The sequence below is a fragment of the Marinobacter salexigens genome (assembly GCF_018860765.1).
Taxonomy (GTDB): Bacteria; Pseudomonadota; Gammaproteobacteria; order Pseudomonadales; family Oleiphilaceae; genus Marinobacter; species Marinobacter salexigens_A.
In genome coordinates this window covers 860,050-881,504 of sequence record NZ_JAHKPV010000021.1, presented here as the reverse complement: position 1 = coordinate 881,504, position 21,455 = coordinate 860,050, and the positions used below count along the sequence as shown (strand labels likewise).

24 protein-coding genes are annotated in these 21,455 nt (G+C 52.2%); 16 read left to right on the top strand and 8 right to left on the bottom strand.

Annotated features, from left to right (window positions below; translation table 11 throughout):
- The first annotated feature begins 80 nt into the window (after positions 1-80).
- Positions 81-2,030: an acetate--CoA ligase gene (gene acs / locus KO508_RS17575; RefSeq protein ID WP_216009564.1), complete on the top strand. Its 1,950-nt coding sequence runs from the start codon at positions 81-83 to the stop codon at positions 2,028-2,030.
- A gap of 40 nt (positions 2,031-2,070) precedes the next feature.
- Positions 2,071-2,736, top strand: coding sequence for a response regulator transcription factor (locus KO508_RS17570; RefSeq protein ID WP_216009563.1), 666 nt, complete (start codon positions 2,071-2,073; stop codon positions 2,734-2,736).
- 75 nt (positions 2,737-2,811) lie between these two features.
- Here the strand turns inward: KO508_RS17570 and KO508_RS17565 are convergent, their stop codons facing one another.
- The gene (locus KO508_RS17565) at positions 2,812-3,795 is read right to left on the bottom strand and encodes a D-2-hydroxyacid dehydrogenase (RefSeq protein WP_216009562.1); all 984 of its coding nucleotides are present in this window, start codon (positions 3,793-3,795) and stop codon (positions 2,812-2,814) included.
- 265 nt (positions 3,796-4,060) lie between these two features.
- Between KO508_RS17565 and KO508_RS17560 the strand changes: the two genes are divergently transcribed.
- The 3 genes from KO508_RS17560 (at position 4,061) to KO508_RS17550 (ending at position 6,164) form a co-directional block, all read left to right on the top strand.
- Positions 4,061-5,287 carry a pyridoxal phosphate-dependent aminotransferase gene (locus KO508_RS17560; RefSeq protein WP_216009561.1) on the top strand — a complete coding sequence of 409 codons (1,227 nt, stop codon included), beginning with the start codon at positions 4,061-4,063 and terminating at the stop codon, positions 5,285-5,287.
- A 20-nt stretch (positions 5,288-5,307) separates the two neighbouring features.
- Positions 5,308-5,499: a CPXCG motif-containing cysteine-rich protein gene (locus tag KO508_RS17555; RefSeq protein ID WP_216009560.1), complete on the top strand. Its 192-nt coding sequence runs from the start codon at positions 5,308-5,310 to the stop codon at positions 5,497-5,499.
- A 92-nt stretch (positions 5,500-5,591) separates the two neighbouring features.
- A complete protein-coding gene (locus tag KO508_RS17550) occupies positions 5,592-6,164 on the top strand; it encodes a DUF1439 domain-containing protein (protein ID WP_216009559.1) in 573 nt (190 codons plus the stop codon).
- Positions 6,165-6,219: 55 nt separating this feature from the next.
- Here KO508_RS17550 and KO508_RS17545 read toward each other — a convergent pair whose 3' ends face one another.
- Positions 6,220-7,374 carry an isocitrate/isopropylmalate dehydrogenase family protein gene (locus tag KO508_RS17545; RefSeq protein ID WP_216009558.1) on the bottom strand — a complete coding sequence of 385 codons (1,155 nt, stop codon included), beginning with the start codon at positions 7,372-7,374 and terminating at the stop codon, positions 6,220-6,222.
- A gap of 188 nt (positions 7,375-7,562) precedes the next feature.
- Between KO508_RS17545 and KO508_RS17540 the strand changes: the two genes are divergently transcribed.
- Positions 7,563-7,919 carry a hypothetical protein gene (locus KO508_RS17540; RefSeq protein ID WP_200361739.1) on the top strand — a complete coding sequence of 119 codons (357 nt, stop codon included), beginning with the start codon at positions 7,563-7,565 and terminating at the stop codon, positions 7,917-7,919.
- Here the strand turns inward: KO508_RS17540 and KO508_RS17535 are convergent.
- Positions 7,913-8,806: a LysR family transcriptional regulator gene (locus KO508_RS17535; RefSeq protein ID WP_216009557.1), complete on the bottom strand. Its 894-nt coding sequence runs from the start codon at positions 8,804-8,806 to the stop codon at positions 7,913-7,915. The two genes, KO508_RS17540 and KO508_RS17535, sit on opposite strands and share 7 nt — an antisense overlap.
- 164 nt (positions 8,807-8,970) lie before the next feature.
- Between KO508_RS17535 and KO508_RS17530 the strand changes: the two genes are divergently transcribed.
- The 5 genes from KO508_RS17530 to KO508_RS17510 all read left to right on the top strand — a co-directional run bounded on the left by KO508_RS17530 (position 8,971) and on the right by KO508_RS17510 (position 13,749).
- Entirely contained in the window at positions 8,971-10,182 is a 1,212-nt protein-coding gene (locus KO508_RS17530) for an acyl-CoA dehydrogenase family protein (protein ID WP_216009556.1), read from the top strand.
- 172 nt (positions 10,183-10,354) lie between these two features.
- Positions 10,355-11,176, top strand: a complete 822-nt coding sequence (locus KO508_RS17525) for an SDR family oxidoreductase (protein ID WP_216009555.1) — start codon at positions 10,355-10,357, stop codon at positions 11,174-11,176.
- 31 nt (positions 11,177-11,207) lie between these two features.
- The gene (locus tag KO508_RS17520) at positions 11,208-12,272 is read left to right on the top strand and encodes a phosphotransferase family protein (protein ID WP_216009554.1); all 1,065 of its coding nucleotides are present in this window, start codon (positions 11,208-11,210) and stop codon (positions 12,270-12,272) included.
- A complete protein-coding gene (locus KO508_RS17515) occupies positions 12,272-12,961 on the top strand; it encodes a histidine phosphatase family protein (RefSeq protein WP_216009553.1) in 690 nt (229 codons plus the stop codon). Before KO508_RS17520 ends, KO508_RS17515 begins: the two co-directional genes overlap by 1 nt.
- A 17-nt stretch (positions 12,962-12,978) precedes the next feature.
- Positions 12,979-13,749, top strand: coding sequence for an SDR family oxidoreductase (locus KO508_RS17510; protein WP_216009552.1), 771 nt, complete (start codon positions 12,979-12,981; stop codon positions 13,747-13,749).
- On the opposite strand, the gene KO508_RS17505 is transcribed toward KO508_RS17510, so the two are convergent.
- Positions 13,750-14,559, bottom strand: coding sequence for a DUF6279 family lipoprotein (locus KO508_RS17505; protein WP_252738175.1), 810 nt, complete (start codon positions 14,557-14,559; stop codon positions 13,750-13,752).
- Positions 14,560-14,802: 243 nt separating this feature from the next.
- Between KO508_RS17505 and KO508_RS17500 the strand changes: the two genes are divergently transcribed.
- Complete coding sequence (locus KO508_RS17500; protein ID WP_216009550.1) at positions 14,803-15,060, top strand: DUF2798 domain-containing protein; 258 nt, start codon at positions 14,803-14,805, stop codon at positions 15,058-15,060.
- Positions 15,061-15,094: 34 nt separating this feature from the next.
- On the opposite strand, the gene dacB is transcribed toward KO508_RS17500, so the two are convergent.
- Complete coding sequence (gene dacB / locus KO508_RS17495; protein ID WP_216009549.1) at positions 15,095-16,663, bottom strand: D-alanyl-D-alanine carboxypeptidase/D-alanyl-D-alanine endopeptidase; 1,569 nt, start codon at positions 16,661-16,663, stop codon at positions 15,095-15,097.
- A gap of 257 nt (positions 16,664-16,920) precedes the next feature.
- Between dacB and KO508_RS17490 the strand changes: the two genes are divergently transcribed.
- Both KO508_RS17490 and KO508_RS17485 read left to right on the top strand, forming a co-directional pair.
- A complete protein-coding gene (locus KO508_RS17490) occupies positions 16,921-17,688 on the top strand; it encodes a glutathione S-transferase N-terminal domain-containing protein (RefSeq protein ID WP_216009548.1) in 768 nt (255 codons plus the stop codon).
- A 104-nt stretch (positions 17,689-17,792) separates the two neighbouring features.
- Positions 17,793-18,206 carry a GFA family protein gene (locus KO508_RS17485; protein ID WP_216009547.1) on the top strand — a complete coding sequence of 138 codons (414 nt, stop codon included), beginning with the start codon at positions 17,793-17,795 and terminating at the stop codon, positions 18,204-18,206.
- Here KO508_RS17485 and KO508_RS17480 read toward each other — a convergent pair.
- Together KO508_RS17480 and KO508_RS17475 are read right to left on the bottom strand one after the other, a co-directional pair.
- Positions 18,200-19,324 carry a PQQ-dependent sugar dehydrogenase gene (locus KO508_RS17480; RefSeq protein ID WP_216009546.1) on the bottom strand — a complete coding sequence of 375 codons (1,125 nt, stop codon included), beginning with the start codon at positions 19,322-19,324 and terminating at the stop codon, positions 18,200-18,202. The genes KO508_RS17485 and KO508_RS17480 overlap by 7 nt on opposite strands.
- 187 nt (positions 19,325-19,511) lie before the next feature.
- Entirely contained in the window at positions 19,512-19,973 is a 462-nt protein-coding gene (locus KO508_RS17475; protein WP_216009545.1) for a YaiI/YqxD family protein, read from the bottom strand.
- 126 nt (positions 19,974-20,099) lie between these two features.
- On the opposite strand from KO508_RS17475, the gene KO508_RS17470 reads away from it, so the two are divergent.
- Together KO508_RS17470 and KO508_RS17465 are read left to right on the top strand one after the other, a co-directional pair.
- On the top strand, positions 20,100-20,438 hold the full coding sequence (locus tag KO508_RS17470) for a zinc ribbon domain-containing protein YjdM (RefSeq protein ID WP_200361725.1): 339 nt from the start codon (positions 20,100-20,102) through the stop codon (positions 20,436-20,438).
- A 154-nt stretch (positions 20,439-20,592) separates the two neighbouring features.
- Positions 20,593-21,102: a copper chaperone PCu(A)C gene (locus KO508_RS17465; RefSeq protein WP_216009544.1), complete on the top strand. Its 510-nt coding sequence runs from the start codon at positions 20,593-20,595 to the stop codon at positions 21,100-21,102.
- An 86-nt stretch (positions 21,103-21,188) separates the two neighbouring features.
- Here KO508_RS17465 and KO508_RS17460 read toward each other — a convergent pair whose 3' ends face one another.
- Entirely contained in the window at positions 21,189-21,365 is a 177-nt protein-coding gene (locus KO508_RS17460) for a CCGSCS motif protein (RefSeq protein ID WP_216009543.1), read from the bottom strand.
- Positions 21,366-21,455 lie beyond the last annotated feature (90 nt).

Sequence of the window (21,455 nt, the reverse complement as noted above, 5' to 3'; positions counted from 1 at the left end):
GTCCGCAGGGCTCGCATGCCCTCTCGTTTTAAATCAGCAAAATCGACAATGACAACAAACTCTGACCAAAGGGGAACACTATGACTGATAAACATCTTTATCCGGTAAGTCCAGAAGTAGCCAAACGGGCGTTAGTAAACCGGGAACAGTATGACGAAATGTATCGTCGGTCGGTCGAGGATCCCGATGGCTTCTGGGGAGAGCACGGCAAGCGTCTTGAGTGGATCAAACCCTACTCTAAGGTTAAGAACACGTCTTTTGATTACAACAACGTTTCCATTAAATGGTTTGAAGATGGGCAGCTAAATGCGTCTGCAAATTGCCTTGACCGTCATCTTGAAACCCGTGGCGACCAGACGGCCATTATTTTTGAAGGTGATGACCCGGCGGAGTCCCGTCACGTTAGCTACCGTGAACTGCATGAAGAAACCTGCAAGTTTGCCAATGTATTAAAAAATCTGGGTGTAAAGAAAGGTGATGTAGTCACCATTTATATGCCGATGATTGTGGAAACCGCTGTGGCTATGCTGGCGTGCACGCGAATTGGTGCTATTCACTCGGTTGTGTTTGGAGGCTTCTCGCCTGAAGCCTTAGGTGCCCGGATCGTAAATGGTAAATCACGATTTGTTGTTACCGCCGATGAAGGGCTCCGCGGTGGTCGTAAGGTACCACTGAAGAAGAACGTGGATGCAGCGCTTAAAGACAGGGAAGGTGTCGCTGTTGAGAAAGTTGTGGTTGTCAGCCGCACCGGTAACAAAGATGTACCCTGGAACGACGAGCGTGACGTGAGCTACGGGGAGCTAGTGCAAGCGGCCTCTGCTGACTGCCCACCAGAACCTATGAATGCGGAAGATCCTCTATTCATGCTATATACCTCAGGATCTACCGGTGCTCCCAAGGGCGTCCTGCATACGACTGGGGGCTATCTGGTATACGCTTCCATGACGCACCAGTATATATTTGATTATAAAGATGGCGATGTTTATTGGTGTACGGCAGATTTTGGTTGGGTAACGGGGCACAGTTACATTCTTTACGGCCCACTTTGTAATGGTGCAACGTCACTTCTGTTTGAAGGTGTTCCGAACTATCCGGACAGCTCACGTATGGGTCAGGTTGTTGATAAGCATCAGGTCAACATTCTGTACACAGCCCCGACGGCTATTCGGGCGCTGATGGCCGAAGGTGAGGCTTGTATGGAGGGTACTTCGCGCAAGAGCCTGAAACTGTTGGGTTCTGTGGGTGAGCCGATAAATCCGGAAGCCTGGGAGTGGTACCACCGTGTTATCGGTAACAGTCAGTGCCCGATTGTGGATACCTGGTGGCAAACCGAAACTGGCGGTATTCTGATTGCGCCACTGCCGGGCGCGGTTGATTTGAAACCGGGCTCCGCAACCGTGCCATTCTTCGGTGTAAAACCAGCTCTGGTAGATAACGAAGGCAATCTGCTGGAAGGCAAGGCCGACGGCAACCTTGTTATTTTGGATAGCTGGCCTGGGCAAATGCGCACGATTTACGGTGACCATGAGCGCTTTGTGAGAACCTATTTCAGCACCTACAAAGGTATGTATTTTACTGAAGACGGGGCCCGTAGGGACGAAGACGGTGACTACTGGATTACTGGCCGGGTTGACGACGTGCTCAACGTATCTGGCCACCGTCTGGGTACTGCTGAGGTTGAAAGTGCGCTAGTAGCCCACGACAAAGTGGCAGAAGCTGCGGTTGTTGGCTTCCCCCATGAGATAAAAGGTCAGGGTTTGTACGTTTACGTGACTCTGATGCAAGGTGAAGAACCTTCCGATGAGCTCAAAAAAGAACTGGTACAATGGGTTCGCAAGGAAATTGGCCCTATTGCTTCCCCGGATGTCATTCAGTGGGCACCGGGTATGCCCAAAACACGGTCAGGCAAGATTATGCGTCGCATTCTGCGTAAGATTGCCGCCAACGAGCACGACCAGTTGGGGGATACTTCAACACTGGCAGACCCCAGTGTGGTTGATGACCTCGTCAGCAATCGTGCGTTCAAATAAGGTCTGGAAACAGATCATAAATCCGTGAGGAATCGGTTTAATGACACAAACAATTATCGTCGCTGATGACCATCCCCTGTTTCGGGCCGCCCTGAAACAGGCGGTCAATCAAGCAGTACCTGATGCACAAACCGTAGAAGTCGACAGCATCAAGGCACTCCAAGCGTCGGTAGATTCGCACCCGGATGCAGATCTGGTTTTGCTCGATCTCAATATGCCGGGTGCCCACGGTTTTTCCGGGTTGGTGTTTATGCGAGGGCAGTACCCCGGCTTACCCGTGGTGGTTGTGTCTGGCTCCGAAGAGTTGCAGGTAATGCGGCGCTCCATTGACTATGGAGCGTCTGGCTTTATTCCTAAGTCGGCGCCATTGCCCACCATTACAGACGCCATTCGGGCGGTGTTGGAGGGCGATGTTTGGCTGCCCGAAGGTGTTGCAGACAAGCTTGAACGCATGCACGCCGACACCACGGACTTCTCTGAAAAGCTTGCGTCACTGACTCCGCAACAATTCCGGGTTCTGGGTATGCTGGCGGAAGGTCTTCTGAACAAGCAGATTGCTTACGATCTTGAGGTGTCTGAGGCAACCATTAAGGCACACATCACGGCGGTGTTCCGTAAGCTTGGGGTTCGCAACCGTACTCAGGCGGTGATTGCGATACAGCAGATGGAGATTGATCCAGCGGACCAGTCGTTGTCTGGGAGCTGAGGTTCAGTAAGTTAGGAGAGCGGGCAGGGGAGGTGTTCCCAAAAACACGCTGTGAATACCTCCCTGTACGCTCGGCTACTTGCTCCCAGCGTATCCAAGCTCCTTATCCACCAAATTGAACAGCTCCTCACCGCCATGCCAGCGGTCAAAATTCTCCAAAAACTGATCAGTAAGTGCGCGCTTCCACCCGACAAAGTCGCCCGCCATGTGTGCGGTCATGATGACATTGTCCATGTCCCAAAGCGGGTGATCTTCCGGTAAGGGTTCTTCCTCGAATACGTCGAGCCCGGCACCGGCAATTTCGCCACTTTCCAGTGCTGCAATGAGATCCTTGGTTTTAACAATCGGGCCACGGCCAATGTTAATCAGGCGCGCGGTCTTCTTCATGGCCTTGAAGGCTTTCTCATCGAACAAGCCTTCCGTTTGGGGTGTCAGTGGTGCAGCGATGACTACATAATCTGCATGCCCTAGCTGATTATATAGGTCGTCGTTACTGTGCACGGCCACAAAGTCCTGATCGTCTGAGCGTGCTGTTCTTGCAATACCGTGAGGTTGTAGGCCCGCAGCGGCCACCAAACGCCCAATCTGTCGGCCGATAGAGCCCGCACCCACGACAAGCACCTGCTTTCCCGCTGCTCTTTCTGTGTCTCTATGCTTCCACTGATGCTTGAGTTGAAGGCGAATTGAGGCCGGGAAATCTTTGGCAAACATCAAAATAGTACAGAGCACGTATTCGGCAATGGTTTTGTCAAATATGCCTCTGGCATTAGTGACTACCACGCTGCTTTTCGTGAGGGCAGGAAACATCAGCGCGTCTACCCCCGCGCTGGTGGCATGTATCCACCTCAATTGGTCCGCACAGCCCCAAGCCGCCTCGAGTGCCTCGGTTCGAAAATCTGTCACCATCATTACGTCGGTGCCTGGCAATGTAGTGCGCAGGGTGGCCTCATCGCTGGCAAAACGCACTTCGGCGCGTGCCCTTAGAGAGTCCATGCCTGGTGGCTCCTGCTCTCCGGGGGCAGTGAGTATGGTTACAACAGGTTTGTTGCGCTGAGACATTGAACCTCCGCCTGAATAAAAAGCTGGTTTCTGTGTGTGTTTTTTGTGGGCCGGTTGTATTCCTTGCAAGGCCCTGAAAAGAGTCTGGTAGGCAGATGCGCTCTGGTCAACCTCGGTTCGGCTTTGTGGGCTCAAGCCCCGTCTATTTTGCTGTGTACTTATACCTACAATATCTTTCGCGGCTTTATCTTGTATGCCCTGATTTTACTGGCTAACCTGCAAAGGGGTCTTTTTCGCCCCGTCGTTCCCGTTGCAGGAGGTTGTTATGGCAAATGCCGCCAACAGAGATACTGGCCAGGATGCAGTTCGCAAAGTGAAGTACCGGAAAACCAAGGCCAGTTGGAACCCTGCCATGCAGGCTGTTCCGGTGCCGGGTATTCGGCGTATGGTCAATATGGCTGCCACCATGAAGGACGTTATCCACCTTTCAATCGGTCAGCCTGATCTGCCAACACCCAAGCATATTATTGATGCTTATGTTGACGCTCTCCATGCAGGGCAAACTGGCTACACCATGGACGCCGGGCTACCTGAGTTGCTAGTGGCGCTAAGGGATTATTACGGCAAGCGCTACAACCGTAAACTCACCAGAGATAATATTTTGGTGACCAGTGGTGCGACTGAGGCCATGTATCTGGCCATCTCAGCGACAGCGGCTCCGGGTCGACAGTTCATCGTAACCGACCCCTCGTTTCTGTTGTATGCCCCACTCATTCGTATGAACGGGGGAGAGGTTAAGTTTGTACCAACGCGGGCCGAAAACGACCATCAGCTCGATCCCGATGAAGTGATTCGAGCCATGGGTTCGCGCACTTTCGCCTTAATCCTCAATAACCCAAACAATCCTACCGGGGCGGTCTATCCGCGCAGTACTGTAGAGACTATTTTGGAGGAGTGCGCATACCGGGGCATACAGGTCTACGCCGACGAAGTGTATGACCACATGATTTTTGATGACGAAGATTTTGCCAGTGTTCTGAATTGCTCCATGGATCTGGACAACATCATGTGCATCAGCAGTTTCTCGAAGACCTACAGCATGGCAGGGTTGCGTGTCGGCTGGGTAATATCCAGTCAGGCTGCGATCAAATCTTTGCGGCGCTATCACATGTTCACCACATCGGTTGCCAATACGCCTTCTCAGTTCGCTGGCGTAGCAGCACTGACAGGTGACCAACAGTGCGTGAGGGATATGCTAGGGATCTACAAAGAACGCCGTGATAAAGTTGTAGAGCTTATTGATCAAACTCCATACATGACCGGATACAAACCGGGCGGAGCGTTTTTTGCGTTCCCGGATCTGCCGCCTCATGTTGATGGGTCGGATTTAGCACTGCGCATGCTTAAAGAGACGGGGGTGTGTCTAGTGCCTGGTGATGCATTCGGTGAAGGCTGCACTAACGCCGTGCGCATTAGCTTTTCCACCACCTGTGAAAAGCTGGATGCAGCGTTTGACCGAATCATTCCGTGGATGGCCAAGCAGCAGTTCTAAAAGAACTCTAAGGAGTACTTATGTCGGCTCTGGACTCTGTAATCGTCCAGTGCCCCTATTGCTGGGAGGCGCTGGATATCAGCGTCGACCCATCAGTAGCGGAGCAGGAGTATGTCGAAGATTGTCAGGTATGCTGCCAGCCCATTCTATTGCGGGTTATTTTCGATGATAATCTCGTCCCTTATGTAGAAGCTCGGGCCGAAAACGAGTAAAGGGCCCGAGTTCTGACCAATTATTAATCCGCCAGTCTTGTTGCGCCTTCCGCTCTGCCGCAGGATGGGTGTTCATTCACGGAGAATAAACGATGAAGAAACTACACCTTATCGGCCTTTGGGGCTTGGTGTTAATGGCCCTTGCCTTAACCAGTGGTTGTGCCGGCATATCCCCTTATGCAATTTCTGAAGGTGAGCTTGAGCGGCACCTCCAAAGCGTTGTAAGTGATTACGACCGCACGCAGTTGAAAAGCGGCTCGCCCCTGAGCCTCAGTCTCAGTGATGCAAACGTGGCGTTAGGGCCGGATGGCCGCGATGTGGCGGTGATTGATCTCAAAGGACAGGTTGCGCTTAATGCGTTCTTAGCCAAGCTTCCGGTTGATCTGGCTTTGAAAGTGGAAGGCGCCCCGGTTTATGACAGCAAAGAGAAAGCGATCTATATTCGCAGAGTAAAGCTGCTTGAAAGCAGTATTGATTCGAGCTTTTTCAAAGGCGATCTAGCACCGGTTACAGACACGGTCATGCGCGTGGTGGCTCAGATGCTGGAAACCATGCCGGTTTACCGTTTGGATGAAACCAAGCTGGCCCAGCGTATGTTCGGGATGGTGCCCATGGACGTGCGAGTAGCGCCGGGCCGTCTAGAATTTGTGATGGCTGACGAATAAAGGGCTTCAGTTGAAGCGGAGCCAGAAAAACCTCTGGCTCGGCTTCTGTGGTCTATCAGGCTGACAGTCTCGCGCAGATAGCTTCGCCAATGTCTTGAGTTCCGCGCCGCGCACCGGAATTTTCCGCCAAGTCTGCGGCCACCGCGTCGAATAGCTCCTTACCTGCCGCTGCCATCACCGGATCTTTTCGGCCAAACCATTCCAACATACGAGCAGCGGTAAATAACATGGCCGTTGGGTCTGCTAAGCCTTGGCCTGCAATGTCTGGAGCGCTGCCATGAGTGGGCTCAAACATAGAGGGCATGTTCGGGTCTGTTGGGTTTAGGTTGCAGGATGGGGCAACGCCCATGCCGCCTGATAACACGGCGGCCAAATCCGTAAGGATATCCCCCTGCAAGTTGCTGGCAACCACCACGTCAAAGGCCCAGGGGCTTTGTACGAACTTCATGCAAGCAGCATCTACCAGTTCATGGTGGGTTGCTACGTCAGGAAACTCCTGGCTGATCTCCTCAAACGCCTCGGTATACATGTCACCCCAATAACGCAAAGCGTTGCGTTTGGTGATCACGCACACCTGACTTTCACAGGTGCTGCCATCAAGCTTGCGGAATTTCCGTGTGCGGCCTTCGTTTGCACGCTCCGTTGCCCGGGCGCGAGCTTGCTCAAAACCATAGCGGATAATGCGGTTGGTGGCCTTGCGGGTAAACACCTCCATTTGGGTCGCAACCTCATCCTCGGTTCCCTTTCGCAAGCGCCCGCCCTGACTCACATACTCACCCTCGGAATTTTCCCGAATTACTAGCATGTCTATGTCTTTTGCACGCTCATCAGCGAGATACTGACGAGCGCCGGGCAACAGGCGAGCAGGGCGTTCGCACACCCATTGATCGAAGCCCTTACGCATATCCAGCAAAGGTGCCAGTGAAACGCTGTCCGTAAGCAAGTAGCGGTTGGGGTCATCCAGAGGCCCCGGATCACCCAGTGCGCCAAGTAATATGGCGTCGTAGGCTTTGAGCTGGGCTAGAGCATCCTCGGGCATGGATTCACCATGTTCTTGGTGCCAAGCATGAGACGGCCAAGGAAAATGAGTCCACTCAAGAGCGAGATTGTGCTTGGTTCTCAGAGTTTCTAGGCAGCGTATGGCTTCCCCCACAACTTCCGGGCCAATTCCGTCGCCGGGTGTAACGGCAATGCGGGTCGTTTGGGCCATTTTGGAGACTCCTTTTCAAATTGTCTGGTATGGATAACCAACCCAGTTTAGTCGGGGAAGCCGGGGTTGCCACCAGTGAGGGAAATAAAGCCGTTTTACCCGCCTGCAGCCCGGCGCTATAGTGTGTCCTCAATTCGCGCACTCGCGTATTTTATAGGCTCTACTTACTACACTACAGGAAGGTAGCTTTGCTTTACCGACTTCTTACCGTTATTGGCGGCCTCGTATTTGTGGCAGCGCTTTTTGCGCTGGTGTGGTTTTTCTGCAAAAAGTTTCTGCAGCGCCAGGGCGTTATCGATAACCTTTCAGGCCGAACAACCGAGCTTGCCACCTGGACCTTTGCTGGAATGAGCATAGGGCTTGTATTTGCTGTGGTGGGCGCTTTTCTACTCGGCCCTTGGGCGTTTTACCGCACCCTGCGCGGCCATGGAGTTGATATCTCTGATGGCGCAGCCATCTGGTGGGGGTTTGGAATTGTGTTGGCCTCGCTTGGCATAACCGCCATTTGCTTCTTCGGCTTTCTGGTGGCTGTGGGAGCTTACTGAATTGCCTTGAGTTGTTCCCGAAACCAAATGAGCGCCGGTTCCTGACCGTAGGCAGTGTGCCAGTACAGGTGCACATCCACTGAGGGCAGGTCGGCTGGCGGGTTCATTATGGTGATGTTTGCCCGCTCGGAAATAATCTGGGCGTAGGTTTCCGGCATAGTCAGCAACATATCCGTTCCTTCGACCACCCGGCAGGCAGCGTAATAGTGCTGACAGCGTAGCCGAATGCTGCGCTGAACCCCCAGCCTTGATAATTCAAAATCCTCAATTCCCGGCCCTTCTGCACGTGAAGAAACCAACACATGCTGTGCCGAAAGGTATCCGTCCATATTCAGCGTGTTTTCTGCCAGCGGATGCCCTTCCCTAGCCAGAACCACAAGCCTGTCCTGCCTGAGAAGTTCATGGGATGTATGGTTGCTGACGGGTAGCAAAACATCCACTGCAAAGTCCAGTCTGCCTGCGGCCAATTGCGTTTCCATATCCCGCCGGGGAATGCGTTTGCTGGCTATTTCCAGCTCCGGGTAGGGGTTTAATCGCTGCATAAGCGGCGGCAGAAACGTTGATTCAAGAACATCCCTCAGCCCCAAAGAATAGGTTTTGCGCTGGTTCGCCGGGTCAAAAGCATGGAACTGATTCACCGCACCCTGAATTTGGGTAAGCCCTGGCTTCATGGATTCCAGAAAACGCCGTGCCAAAGGTGTGGGCACCATCTGATTGCCCTGACGTGTGAACAGAGGATCGTCAAAATGGTCCCGCAATCGAGACAGGGAATGACTAACGGCGGGCTGGGTAAGGTGTAGCGCCTTTGCTGCTCGTGTGAGGCTGCCTTCGCGGTATATGGTGTCAAAAACATGCAGCAGGTTGAGATCCAGACGAGTCCCGGCCATAGTAAGTTCGCTCTGATTGAATAAATATTACTGATAGTAAACGATAAGAATAATTCAGTCGCGTAATAGTGAGAGCAACCTTAGACTGACCTAATCGTGCTTAAACTTCATGCACCGTTTTCTAGTCTAAAAAATAGTTGTTCAATTTCTGAGAGGGTTCGGCAATGGATTTCAGTATCTCCGAGAAAGGTCAGGATTATCTCAAACGTGTAAAAGCGTTTATGGCGGAAGAGATTTTCCCGGTTGAAGCCCAGTACCACAAAGAACTAGCGTCTCTTGAGAATCGCTGGGTCGTGCTGCCCATCATCAAGGAATTGAAGGAAAAGGCCAAAGCCCAAGGCCTCTGGAACATGTTTTTCCCAGATGAAAAGCATGGTTGCGGCTTGCTCAACTCCGACTACGCCCTGATTGCCGAAGAAACCGGTCGCAGCTTTATCGCACCAGAGATCTTCAACTGCAACGCCCCAGACACAGGCAACATGGAAGTGTTGATCCACTACGGCTCTGAAGAGCAAAAAGCCGAATGGCTGCCGCGTTTGCTCAGTGGTGAAATCCGCTCTGCCTTCTGCATGACTGAGCCTGCCGTAGCTTCTTCTGATGCCACCACTATGGAAGCAACCGCTGTTGTTGAGGGCGACGAAGTGGTGCTCAATGGTCGCAAGTGGTGGAGCACCGGCATTGGCCATCCGGACTGCAAAGTGGCTATCTTTATGGGGCTTTCAGACCCCGATGCTCACAAACATCGCCGCCACTCCATGGTATTGGTGCCCCTTGATGCTCCGGGCGTGAAAATTGAACGTATGCTTCCCGTATTCGGTGAATACGACGAGCCTTATGGTCACGGTCAGGTATTGTTCGAAAACGTTCGCCTACCCAAGAGTGCGTTTATTGCAGGCCCCGGTCGCGGCTTCGAGATTGCTCAAGGCCGCCTTGGGCCTGGCCGTGTACACCACTGCATGCGTGCAATCGGTGCAGCAGAACGCACACTCGAGCTATTGGTAAAGCGGTCACTAAGCCGCGAAGCCTTTGGGCGCCCGCTGGCCAAACTCGGTGGTAACCCGGACATTATTGCCAACGCTCGTATGTCCATCGAACAGGCGCGTTTACTGACCCTGAAATGTGCCTGGGCTCTGGACACCAAAGGTATTGCCGGCGCGATTCAGGAAGTGGCGATGATCAAGGCGGTTATTCCTAACATGCTACAAACCATTGTGGATCAAGCTATCCAGATTCACGGCGGCGCTGGTGTGAGCGATGACGACTTCCCGCTTACTCAATTATTCGCCTATGCTCGTGTACTACGCTTGGCAGACGGTCCGGATGAAGTGCATCGTGCGACGGTTGCGCGTCTCGAATTGCGCAAGTATAAAAACTGATAGCTTGGTGCAGGAGTGGGCGAGGCTGGCTTTCTGAAACACGCTGTGAATACGTCCATGTACGCTTGGCTCCGCCATCCATGGCTCCGCACAGTTTCAGAAAGCCAGCCTCGCCCACTCGTGTCTAGCTCCGAGTTAGGCTAACTACAATCCAAAAACAACGGACAACCCCATGACACAAAGAGTATTCGTAACAGGCGGCGCAAGCGGCCTTGGCCGAGCCATTGCACTGCGTTATGCCCGAGAAGGCGCCAAGGTTTGCATCGGCGACATCAATCCCGAGCAGGGCGCTGGTGTAGAGCAAGAAATTAACAACTCCGGTGGTGAAGGCTACTTTGTTGAATGTGATGTTCGACGGTTAACAGATCTGGAAAAAATCTGCGCCGATCTCACTGAAAAATGGGGCGGTGTGGACGTTGTGGTAAACAACGCCGGTGTGGCCTCTGCCGGGTCCATCGAAGACACCACCATGGCCGATTGGGAATGGATAATCGATATTAACGTGTTAGGTGTTGTGCGTGGCTGCAAGGCATTCACGCCTCAGTTTAAAAAACAGGGCTCCGGAACCTTCGTGAACATCGCCTCCATGGCGGGCCTCATGCTCGCACCGCTGATGGACAGCTACAACGTATCCAAGGCCGGTGTGATTGCACTGTCCGAAACATTGCGTCAGGAACTGCGAGGCGACGGCGTTCACGTCAGTTGTGTGTGCCCGGCGTTTTTCCAGACAAACCTCACTCACAGTATGCGCTCGGACATTCCCGGTATTCAGCAGAATGTGAACAAGCTGATGAAGCGTTCAACAATCACGGCCGATCAGGTTGCTGACGACATAGTTCGCTCGGTAAAGAAAAATGACTTCTGGGTACTGCCCCATGTGAAAGAGCGCCGCTTGTGGATACTCAAGCGTTATGCACCTGCGGTGTTTGACAAGCTCATGTACGAAGAAAGTAAGCGCTGGATGAAGAAGATGGGCAACAAGGCCAAAGCCTGACCAGCACCCGGGAACAAAAGGAGAGAGATGAATGACCCAGATTGATCAGGCACAAGCTATTCGCGAAGGTGAAGAGCTGGATCTTGCAGCAGTAGATCACTTCATGAAAGGGGCCATCCCCAATCTGACCGGCGAGCCAGTCATCCGCCAATACCCGGGAGGTGCCTCCAACCTGACGTATCAGGTGGACTATGGCGACCGATCATTTGTTTTGCGCCGCCCACCGTTTGGAAAAATTGCAAAATCTGCCCACGACATGCTGCGCGAAGCGAAGGTAATGCAGGCGCTTAAGCCTGTTTACCCCTATGTGCCCGACATCATAGCCATTTGCGATGATCACGATGTGCTGGGGTGCGATTTTTATGTGATGGAGCGAATGAAAGGCATCATTTTGCGCCAAAACTTCCCAGACGATCTGGAGTTAAACGAAGCCGACACACGCAAACTGTGTCTGAGTGTGATCGACAAGATGGTAGACCTGCACCTTGTTGACGCCAAAGCCGCAGGTCTCGATTCTCTGGGGAAGGGCGAGGGCTACGTTCAGCGACAGATCGGTGGCTGGAGCGATCGTTTCCGCAAGGCTCGCACTGATGACGTTGGCGACTTCGAGGAAGTGATGACTTGGCTCAGCGAAAAAATGCCGAACGATATTGCGCAAGTTGTTATCCATAACGACTTCCGTTTCGACAATGTAGTGCTGAACCCAGACAACCCTTTTGAAGTGATTGGTGTATTGGACTGGGAAATGGCCACCATTGGTGATCCGCTGATGGATCTGGGCAACACGCTGGCCTACTGGATTGAGGCTGACGACGAAGGGCCTTTCCAGATGCTGCGCCGCCAGCCCACCCATCGTGCGGGTATGCTTACCCGTAAGGAAGTAGTGGCCTATTACATGGAGAAGTCAGGCTTTCGGGCGGAGAACTTCGATTTCTATGAAATCTACGGGTTGTTCCGCTTGGCGGTGATCGTGCAGCAGATCTATTACCGCTTCTACCACGGTCAAACCAGTGACAAGCGCTTTGCAGCGTTTGGCCATGCGGCGAACTATCTTGAAAAGAGGTGTAAGCGTTTGATCTCGGAGAGCTCCCTTTAATGGCTACTGTTTACTTGGTGCGCCATGGCCAAGCCAGTTTTGGTAAAGAGAATTATGACCAACTTTCCAAAAAGGGCTGGGAGCAAGGCAAGGTTCTTGGTCGATGGATGGCCGGTAAATACGAACCGGCAGCGATTTTTGGCGGCAACTTACAGCGTCACCGGGAAACCGTAGAGGCCATTGCAACTGGGTACGGAGCTAATCTGCCGGATATGCAGGTTGCTCGGGGTTTTAACGAATTTGATCACGAGTCCATCGTAAACTGTTACCGCCCCCAGTGGCGTGATCGGCAGGTCATGGCTAAGGAGCTTGCTGCGTCTCCAAAACCCGCAGCAGCCTTTCAGAAGGCATTTGTTGAAGCTGTTCGCCGCTGGGCCTCCGGTCAGCACGATGCCGAATACGATGAAACCTGGGCAGGTTTCCAAGCACGGGTTCTCGCAGCCTTCGACGAAATGATCGAGTATGCGGATGGTGGCGATGTTCTCGTGTCTACATCCGGCGGGCCAATCGCCGTTATGTGCCAGCATCTTCTAAGTCTGAGCGACGAGCGGGCATTAGGGTTGAACGAAGTCATTGCCAATACCAGCGTTACCCGAGTGCTGTACTCCTCGGGGCGCCGCAGCCTGTCTGTTTTCAACAACTATAGCCACCTTGAAGCGGAAGACCCCGCTCTGGTGACGTTCCGATAACGAATTGAGGTGAACGAATGAGCAAGAAAGATCTGTTTGACTTGACCGGGAAAACCGCCCTAATCACCGGTGCCAGCCGTGGAATTGGCGAGAGTATCGCGCGCACGCTGGCAGATTATGGTGCCCATGTGATTGTAACCAGCCGCAAGATTGATGGCTGTGAAACCGTAGCAAGCAGTATCCGCGAGGCTGGCGGTAGTGCAGAAGCCTACGCCTGCCATATTGGCGAGATGGATCAGGTTGAAGCCATTTGGGCTCATATCGAAAAAGAGCACGGCAAGTTGGATATTCTGGTGAACAACGCCGCCGCCAACCCGTATTTCGGCCCGGTTGAAGACACAGACCTTGGCGCCTTCCACAAAACCGTAGACGTGAACATTCGTGGTTACTTCTTTATGTGTGCCCGTGGCTCGCAACTGATGAAGAAAAACGGCGGTGGTTCGATCATTAACGTAGCGTCGGTAAACGGTGTGAATCCTGGACATTACCAAGGGATTTACTCGGTCACTAAAGCGGCGGTTATCTCTATGACTAAATCGTTTGCAATGGAGCTGGGTCAGCAGAATATCCGCGTTAACGCCTTATTGCCGGGTTTGACAGACACCAAGTTTGCCAGTGCCTTGACCACCAACGAAGCCATCAAGAAGCAGGCTATGGCGCACATTCCCATGAAGCGGGTGGCCGATCCAAGCGAAATGGCGGGTACGGTGCTCTATCTCGCATCGAGCGCTTCCAGCTACACCACGGGCGCCTGCATCAATGCAGACGGTGGTTATCTTACAATCTAATTATTGGTTAGATTGCACGGCGACTTCCGAGCCAGGCTTGCAGGTAAGGGCTTTGAAGTCGCCGTTTAATTCTGACGTCCGCTGGGCCAAGTGATCACGTTGTGAAGGTTGGCTTGCTTGTAGCAGGTCTTGAATTAATGAAGACATAGCTGCCATGCCTTCATCCGTTCTTTGTGCGTAGGCATCGCCACGGCCTGCTTCCGGATTGTTGATTAGTTCACTGATTTCGTGTTCAAACGCCGCCTCCCGGCGATTTTCTAGAGCCACTAACAGGGCCTTTTGCCAGTTTCTACGGCCTTCAAGCCAGATTTTGGTTTGTCCTGTGCGGCTTTCGGACCAGATATTGATGATTGCTTGTTGGCTATCGTTCAAGTTGCCTAGCCAACGCTCTGCTCGTTCCATTGTCCGTTCCGCTCGTGCTTGCGCAATTGATTCAGCATCACCAGCCAAAAATTCTTCTTTCAGTTTCTTGTGGTTTTCTTCCATGTTGCCTGCCAGCTCGCGCACCTGTTCATCACTTAGGCTGGAGAGAAGGCTGATAGCAACAGGTGTGATGCTCTGCATTAAAGGCGGAAAGAAGCTAACAAGTTGGTCTTGTAGGCGGCTAACAGCTTCTGGGTTCGGTTTGCCGGAAACTAAATCATTGTCGATATTGTTGAGCCAAGCCCGGTAGCGCGGAAGCTCGGTGCTACAGTGCCATTGCTTTAACCTCTCAATGTCCGCGTTTAGCCGCTGCTCTTGAGCTTGAGAGAGCGAAATAAAATCCTCAACCCACCAAACAATGCCCCAGTCGGCGTAACGGTATGCCAATCGGGTTGAGCTGCACCCGGAAATAAAAAGAACTGTAACAAGTAAGAGCGCTGCCGTTCGTATGCTATGTACTTTGGATAAATGTCCATACTGATCCATAAGACGCCTTGCTCGGCAAAAAAAGCCTATCGAAAAATGATTGCAAGCTCACTATTATGTCTTGCTTTGGTACGTACAGTGTACGACACCCCGAAGCTTTCAGATGTAGCTATTAAAAGACCAGTACCTGAATCAGGAGAGTCCATGAGCCGAATTAAACCCGCCCGTTTGCGACAGCTAGTGTTTGGATTTTATATGTCTGGAATGATGTCCCTATTGATGTCCGGGGTCATCACCTTCATCAACACAGGGATGGATAGCGCCTTTTTGTATCGCTGGATTCCCGCTTTTTTAGTGGCATGGGCGGTGGCATTTCCGCTGGTAACTTTCATTGCGCCTGTTGCGGTGAAACTTACGGAGATGACCTTGGGGTCGCGCCTTAAGGACAGCAACGTTCCGTAATAGAGCTGCCCCGGATTAAACCGAGGCGCCCTTTTTATTGGACCGATGTGCCTGAGTTGCCCGAACCTGCTTGCGATAGAGCCGTTCCGGTAGGGGGCTGAAAGTGCAGGGAGTAGAGAATCCGGTCAAGCACGGCTTGGCCATTCCAGGCAGGGTCATTATTCACCATGCCTACAACAGCCCAAGTTGTATTGTTCTCGTCTCGCGTAAAGCCCGCGATGGAGCGAACATTCTCAAGATAACCGGTTTTGATGCGGCCTTCTCCATCCATGCCGGTATTGCGGAGGCGCCGTGCCATGGTTCCGTCCATAGCGATAATAGGCATAGAAGCCATAAGGTCTGACGAGTAGGGGCTATTCCAAGCATGTTGTAGGATCTTGGTGCCCTGTCTTGCAGTAATTCTGCCGTGGCGTGTTAGGCCGGCCCCGTTGTCGATGACCATACCCGCGGTATCGATGCCCTTGTTCTCAAGCCAATCGTAAATAACGCGTATGCCGGCAACGCGGTCATCGCTTTCGGTGTCCAGCCGATTTTGGGCGCCAATAGTCAGCAATAGCTGCCGTGCCATCACGTTACTGCTCCACTTATTGATGTCCCTTACCATGGTCACCAAATCGGGTGAGGTGGTTTTCATTACCAGTCGTGCAGTTTCCGGAGTGGTTCCGGTCTGGTTCCCGCCAGACAGAATAATGCCCATCTCACCAAGCAAAGAACGAATCATCGAAGCGCTGTATTGCTCGTGGGGCAATAAAGAGAAATAGGCTGTCGTGCGGCATCCCTGTGGCAATTCGCCTGTTACTCGCACGGTTATCTGGCCACCTTCTTGCACCACGGGCTGCCAATCGAAATTCCGGCGTGCGGGGCAGGGCCCTTCAGGTACGGCGGTTACCCGGCTGTCGATAACGACTTCGCTCAAAGCGGGCGTGCTCCAAGCTTGTGTGCCGCGTTCGTCTGCTCGAATTTGAAAGTGCAAAAGGTTGAGGTTGGTGAGGTAAGCCGATGGCTCAACCAAAAATGGTGCGAATGGATTGCTGCCGTTGTCAGCAAATGCAGGAAAACCTCCATCTACCTTGAAGTAGCTGCCATCCAGAACGAGATTGCCCTCAATACGGTTTACACCCATGTCGCGAAGTTCCCGCAGGGTTGTCCATAGCCGCTCGAATGTCAGTTTTGGATCGCCGCCAAAACGTACATACAGGTTCCCTTTAAGGGTATCACCGACCATTTGCCCGTCTGTTAGAAAATCTGTATCCCAGTGATGCGTAGGGCCCAAGATTTCCAGCGCAGCATAGGTTGTGATCACCTTCATAATAGAGCCAGGGCTCATGGGTATATCGGCATTGATGTGCTGATCAAGCCCCGGGCCGTTCAGAGGCACAGCAGCCATACTCAATGCTTCATCACTGTTAAGGGACTTCGCGGCGTAATCTTGCATTTGGCTGGCCCAAAGACGATTGTCGCTGTAGCTCTTATCGTCACCATCCGCTGCCAGCGCGTATGGCTGGTACGCCAAAGCCGGTGCTAGTGCGATAGCTGTAGCAAGGATCAAGGCTGGGCGCCGTATCTTACGGCTGATTTTTCCTGCGCTATTCGTATGCGACATGCCCGTGATCACCATATTGGCCAGACTAAGAAATGTGCGGATAGACCCGCTGATTAAACAATAGCCCATCTTTGTTCATTGTACTATGCAGAAAACCTCTACATGACGTTAATAAATGCCAGTAGATGGTTTGTTTGTATTGAAGTTTGTCACGGTGTGTAAGTTGCGTTGCTGTCGGTACCAGCCGGTAGTATCGGCCAATGTAAAGGCGACATGTTTAGTGATAATGATGGCATTCTCACCAGAGGAATTGCTCTATGCTTAATATGTTGGCCCATCACGCAAATGTGCTTGGTTCTGTCGCAACGTCATCGCTAACGGCTTGGCGTGGTTGCCTTGTAGTAAAGGCTGTGCCGCAACCTGAACAACCCTTGGTGCTTTACGACATGGAGGGGTGCCCATATTGTCGGCGAGTTCGTGAAGCATTGACCGCACTCAATCTTGATGTGCAAATTCGACCGTGCCCCAAGGGCGGGCGAGTTTTTCGGGCGCAGGCTGAAGCAACGGGGGGCAAGCAACAGTTCCCTTTATTGGTTGATCGTAATACCGAAACCGTGATGTATGAGTCGGAAGCCATTATCGAGTATCTTTTCCGCCAGTATGCAGGAAGGCCGGTGCCTAGCTACTATCGTCAGCGAGTTTGGCAACCGGTTTTGGGCTCGATAGCCTCTGTCGCAAGTGCTATGAGAGGGTTGCGAGCCAATGCAGGAAAACAGCCAAAGCAACCGCTGCATTTGTGGAGTTTTGAGGGTAGTCCATTCTCTCGTTTGGTGCGCGAGAAACTGTGCAAGCTGGAACTTCCATACACTCTGCATAATTTGGGCAAAGAACACTGGACTGAAATTGGCCCTGCCAAGCAACGTCTCAAGCCCGGGCCGTACAAGCCTATAGCTGGCGGCAAGCGTGATGCTTTCTTCAAGGCTCACGGTCGAGTTCAGGTGCCTTACCTTGAAGACCCGAATACCGGTGAAGGGTTGTTTGAATCTGCGCGTATACTGGACTATCTGAATGAGCAATATGGTTAAATCCAGTCGTCATTCACTCTGTTTCATGGTCAATTAGACGGGTATCATAGCCTGCTATCGAGCAGAAGCTCGATAGCAACGTGATGCAATCTGTTAGGACGCCTATGTATACCGGTCAGTGCCTGTGTGGCGATATTACTTTTGAATACGAAGGCCCTCTTGGGCCTATATCACTCTGCCATTGCAGCCAGTGTCGCCGTGCTCATGGCAGTGCTTTTTCTGCCAGTTCCCCGGTTCAGAAGGTTCGTTTCCGGTTCCTATCCGGAGAAGAAAAACTCACCGAGTACGAGTCGCGTCCGGGAAAGTATCGGGCATTTTGTAGCCGTTGTGGCAGCCAGCTGTATAGCCGAGTGGATGCTATTCCCGGGATTCTCCGCTTGCGTGTTGGCGTCATTAACGAGCCTCTGGGCAAAGGCCCTGCGCAGCATGTTTATACTGGCTCAAAATCCGACTGGTTTGAGATTACCGATACTATTGCTCAGTACGAAAAAACCGAGCGTACCGGCGATCCTCATTGAGCCGGTACAATCCGGTAGACTTTTCCTTCTGGCGAGTCGGTGAGTAACCACAGTTCGCCATCTGGGCCTGTTCGAACGTCGCGTATTCGTTCTTTCAAGTTGATGAGTAGATTTTCCTCATTAGTTACCTGTCCGTTTTCGATTTCCAAACGAACCAGCTTGCGCAACTTGAGAGCACCTACGAATAAGTTCCCTTGCCATTCAGGAAATTCGGACCCGGTGTAAAAGGCCATGCCTGAAGGTGCAATGGATGGATCCCAGTAGTGCAAGGGCTGCGCCATGCCTTCCTTGGCGGTATCTAGGGTAATCGGAAGGCCAGAGTAACCGATGCCGTAGGTTATTTCGGGCCACCCGTAATTTGTGTCGGCTTTTAAGATATTGATTTCGTCACCACCGCGTGGGCCGTGCTCGTGAGTCCAGATATCACCGGAGTCCGGGTGTACTGTCATGCCCTGGATGTTGCGGTTTCCCCAAGTGAACAGCGTGTCGATGATGCTTGTGTCATTAACCCCTGAATTACCGGGCGCTGGTTTACCATTCACCGTGAGGCGGTGAACCCCACCTGCATCGTCAAGTGTGTCTTGAGCTCGGTCCATCTCACCGCGGTCGCCAACGGAGATATAGAGGTAGCCGGATCTATCGAATGCCATTCGCCCGCCAAAGTGGCGCGCCGTATTGGCGCGGGGGAGGGCTTCAAAGATGACCGCTACCTGTTTTAGCTGCCCTTCCTCAAGCACCGCGCGAGCGACCCGTGTTGTCATCCCCTTGCTGGAGCCGTGGGCGTAACTGAGGAATAGAGTTCTGTTTTCCTGGAAATCTGGATGCAGGAGGACATCTAGCAGCCCGCCCTGACCGGATACAGCGAGCGATGGAAGGCCGCGAACAGCTTTGGGTAGCAATTTGCCATTTTGAATAATGCGCAGTCGGCCCGCCCTTTCTGTGACGAGCACAGAACCATTTGGCAGAAACGCCAAGCTCCACGGGTGCTCAAGACCCTTAGCAACGGTGTCCAGTTTGAAGTGAACGTTCTCGCTGGTGAAGGTTTGACTCGTTGCAGCAAGAGGTAGCCATATCAAAAGTAGACTGCTTAGCCTGACAAACGATCGGGCAGAGAGCATATTTTTCTCCTTTTTATTGCAAATGATAATCAATATCATTAATATATATGTGTGCTCACCTAACAGAGGCACAAACACTCCATAAGATCTGTTTACACCATAAGCTCAGGGAGATACAGCCATGACGGCAGAGCAGGAAATGATTGAAGGGTTAAAGCTTGCGGCTGGCGCCGGTCTTTTTGTTGCGTTAGTGGTTGCCGGGCTTGCGATTGCGCTGTAACCAACGGTCGAGTTTATCAGCGAATTCCTTGCGATCGGTTTGATTGAATGGCGCTGCGCCTCCGGTAACTTGCCCGGCGTTGCGCATCTCTTCCATGAAGTTTCTCATCGCCAGACGTTGGCGGATGTTTTCTTTAGTAAAAGCTTGGCCTCTTGGATTAAACACTTCCGCACCTTTCTCAATAGCCTCGGCCGCCAACGGAATGTCTTGGGTAATCACGAGGTCACCCGCGCTCAACTGGTCCATAATCTCGTTATCCGCCACGTCAAACCCCTGCATAACCTGACGAGCCTTAATATAGGGGCTGGGCGGTAATTTGATCACATGATTGGCGATGAAGGTCGTCTGCATCTGCCATCGAGCCGCGGCGCGGCAGAGTATTTCCCGTATGGGGACAGGGCAGGCGTCAGCATCGACCCAAATTGGCATAACAGATTCCTCAAAATGGTTGATTTTACTTACTGAGTTTACCTTTTGTTGGCCTGGGCTCCCAGCTCCGGATTTGCAGGGGTGTTGGTGGTATAATCTCTGCAAATTCATTTACAGGAGCCTCCGATGTCTCAACTACCACCTTGCCCTCAATGTGGATCTGAATATACCTACGAAGACGGTGTCCAGCTGATTTGCCCTGAGTGCGCTCACGAATGGACAGAAGCCGAGGCGGCAGCGAAGGCCGAAGGCAAAGTTGTGAGAGATGCTAACGGCAACGAGCTTCAGGATGGAGACGCGGTAACCGTTATTAAAGACTTGAAGGTTAAGGGTTCAAGCTTGGTTGTTAAGGTTGGCACCAAAGTTAAGAGCATTCGGCTGGTTGAGGGTGACCACGATATTGATTGCAAGATTGATGGCATTGGCGCCATGAAGCTTAAGTCTGAGTTTGTTAAAAAAGCCTGATATCGGCAGCTCCTTAACCTGATCTCGCTCGCTGCGACTATTCGACGCACCCCATTCCTTGCGTTGAGTTGAACACAAAGCAACACTGTAAGCCTTATGCTTGCTGTTCCTGACAACAGTCATTTTCAGATTAACCGTAGCGATGCGAGATACTATGATAAAACGAATCCTATTCCTCTTTGTAACCAGCATAGTGATCCTTCCGGCCTTTATCACTGGAGCACTGGCCCATGAGTACTCTCATGGGAACGTTGATATTGACCACCCCTGGAGTCGCCCAACCCCGCCGGGCACGCCCATGGGAGTCGGCTATCTGGTTATTACGAACCATAGTGACACTGATATAACGCTGGTGAGCGCAAGTACGCCAAGGGCCGGTCGTGTTTCAATTCACGAAACGCTTATGAAAGACGGTGTGATGCGTATGCAGTCACTTAAAAGCGGGCTGGCAATACCAGCGGGGGAGGTTGTGGAGCTCAAGCCCCATAGCTATCACCTAATGTTGGAAAAACTGGTCGAACCGCTAAAGGAGGGAGAGAGCATTCCCCTTAGGTTGGAGTTCGAGGGGGCGGACGCGATGGATGTTGAGCTCAGCGTGGAGTCGTTAGACGCAGACATGGGGCAGAAGGACATGGATCACTCCGAGCACACAATGGAGCATTGACCCTGTTATCCTGAGCTGCCAGTGTCGTTTCCAGCGCGCAGGGGATGCAATGGAACGTCACTGGCATCGTATTGATTTCTGCGTGTTTACGAGCAACCGCCACAGCAAACACCTGAATCCCCATGCTTCCCTTTTTTGGACGAATCTTCTGAAGCGACAACAGAATCTTCTGGGCTTTCCTGCGCCGCGCCAGCATTCAACTTTTCAGCTTCTGCTTTATCGGTAATTTTGGGGCTGGTTACTTCCTTAAATAATTGCTTCATAAAATGATTTCCTGCCGTTAAGAGCCTTTCAATGCGCTCTGAGTATTAAGTGTCATTTTAGATGAATGTTATTTGTATTTTTGGTGCCAG

Coding starts and splice junctions, on each gene's coding strand:
- KO508_RS17460 (WP_216009543.1), bottom strand. CDS start 21,365: ATGAAGCAATTATTTAAGGAAGTAACCAGCCCCAAAATTACCGATAAA.
- KO508_RS17475 (WP_216009545.1), bottom strand. CDS start 19,973: ATGCCAATTTGGGTCGATGCTGACGCCTGCCCTGTCCCCATACGGGAA.
- KO508_RS17500 (WP_216009550.1), top strand. CDS start 14,803: ATGAGCCGAATTAAACCCGCCCGTTTGCGACAGCTAGTGTTTGGATTT.
- KO508_RS17515 (WP_216009553.1), top strand. CDS start 12,272: ATGGCTACTGTTTACTTGGTGCGCCATGGCCAAGCCAGTTTTGGTAAA.
- KO508_RS17510 (WP_216009552.1), top strand. CDS start 12,979: ATGAGCAAGAAAGATCTGTTTGACTTGACCGGGAAAACCGCCCTAATC.
- KO508_RS17490 (WP_216009548.1), top strand. CDS start 16,921: ATGCTTAATATGTTGGCCCATCACGCAAATGTGCTTGGTTCTGTCGCA.
- KO508_RS17525 (WP_216009555.1), top strand. CDS start 10,355: ATGACACAAAGAGTATTCGTAACAGGCGGCGCAAGCGGCCTTGGCCGA.
- KO508_RS17480 (WP_216009546.1), bottom strand. CDS start 19,324: ATGCTCTCTGCCCGATCGTTTGTCAGGCTAAGCAGTCTACTTTTGATA.
- KO508_RS17465 (WP_216009544.1), top strand. CDS start 20,593: ATGATAAAACGAATCCTATTCCTCTTTGTAACCAGCATAGTGATCCTT.
- KO508_RS17555 (WP_216009560.1), top strand. CDS start 5,308: ATGTCGGCTCTGGACTCTGTAATCGTCCAGTGCCCCTATTGCTGGGAG.
- KO508_RS17535 (WP_216009557.1), bottom strand. CDS start 8,806: ATGGCCGGGACTCGTCTGGATCTCAACCTGCTGCATGTTTTTGACACC.
- dacB (WP_216009549.1), bottom strand. CDS start 16,663: ATGTCGCATACGAATAGCGCAGGAAAAATCAGCCGTAAGATACGGCGC.
- KO508_RS17530 (WP_216009556.1), top strand. CDS start 8,971: ATGGATTTCAGTATCTCCGAGAAAGGTCAGGATTATCTCAAACGTGTA.
- KO508_RS17545 (WP_216009558.1), bottom strand. CDS start 7,374: ATGGCCCAAACGACCCGCATTGCCGTTACACCCGGCGACGGAATTGGC.
- KO508_RS17565 (WP_216009562.1), bottom strand. CDS start 3,795: ATGTCTCAGCGCAACAAACCTGTTGTAACCATACTCACTGCCCCCGGA.
- KO508_RS17520 (WP_216009554.1), top strand. CDS start 11,208: ATGACCCAGATTGATCAGGCACAAGCTATTCGCGAAGGTGAAGAGCTG.
- KO508_RS17570 (WP_216009563.1), top strand. CDS start 2,071: ATGACACAAACAATTATCGTCGCTGATGACCATCCCCTGTTTCGGGCC.
- KO508_RS17485 (WP_216009547.1), top strand. CDS start 17,793: ATGTATACCGGTCAGTGCCTGTGTGGCGATATTACTTTTGAATACGAA.
- KO508_RS17560 (WP_216009561.1), top strand. CDS start 4,061: ATGGCAAATGCCGCCAACAGAGATACTGGCCAGGATGCAGTTCGCAAA.
- acs (WP_216009564.1), top strand. CDS start 81: ATGACTGATAAACATCTTTATCCGGTAAGTCCAGAAGTAGCCAAACGG.
- KO508_RS17550 (WP_216009559.1), top strand. CDS start 5,592: ATGAAGAAACTACACCTTATCGGCCTTTGGGGCTTGGTGTTAATGGCC.
- KO508_RS17470 (WP_200361725.1), top strand. CDS start 20,100: ATGTCTCAACTACCACCTTGCCCTCAATGTGGATCTGAATATACCTAC.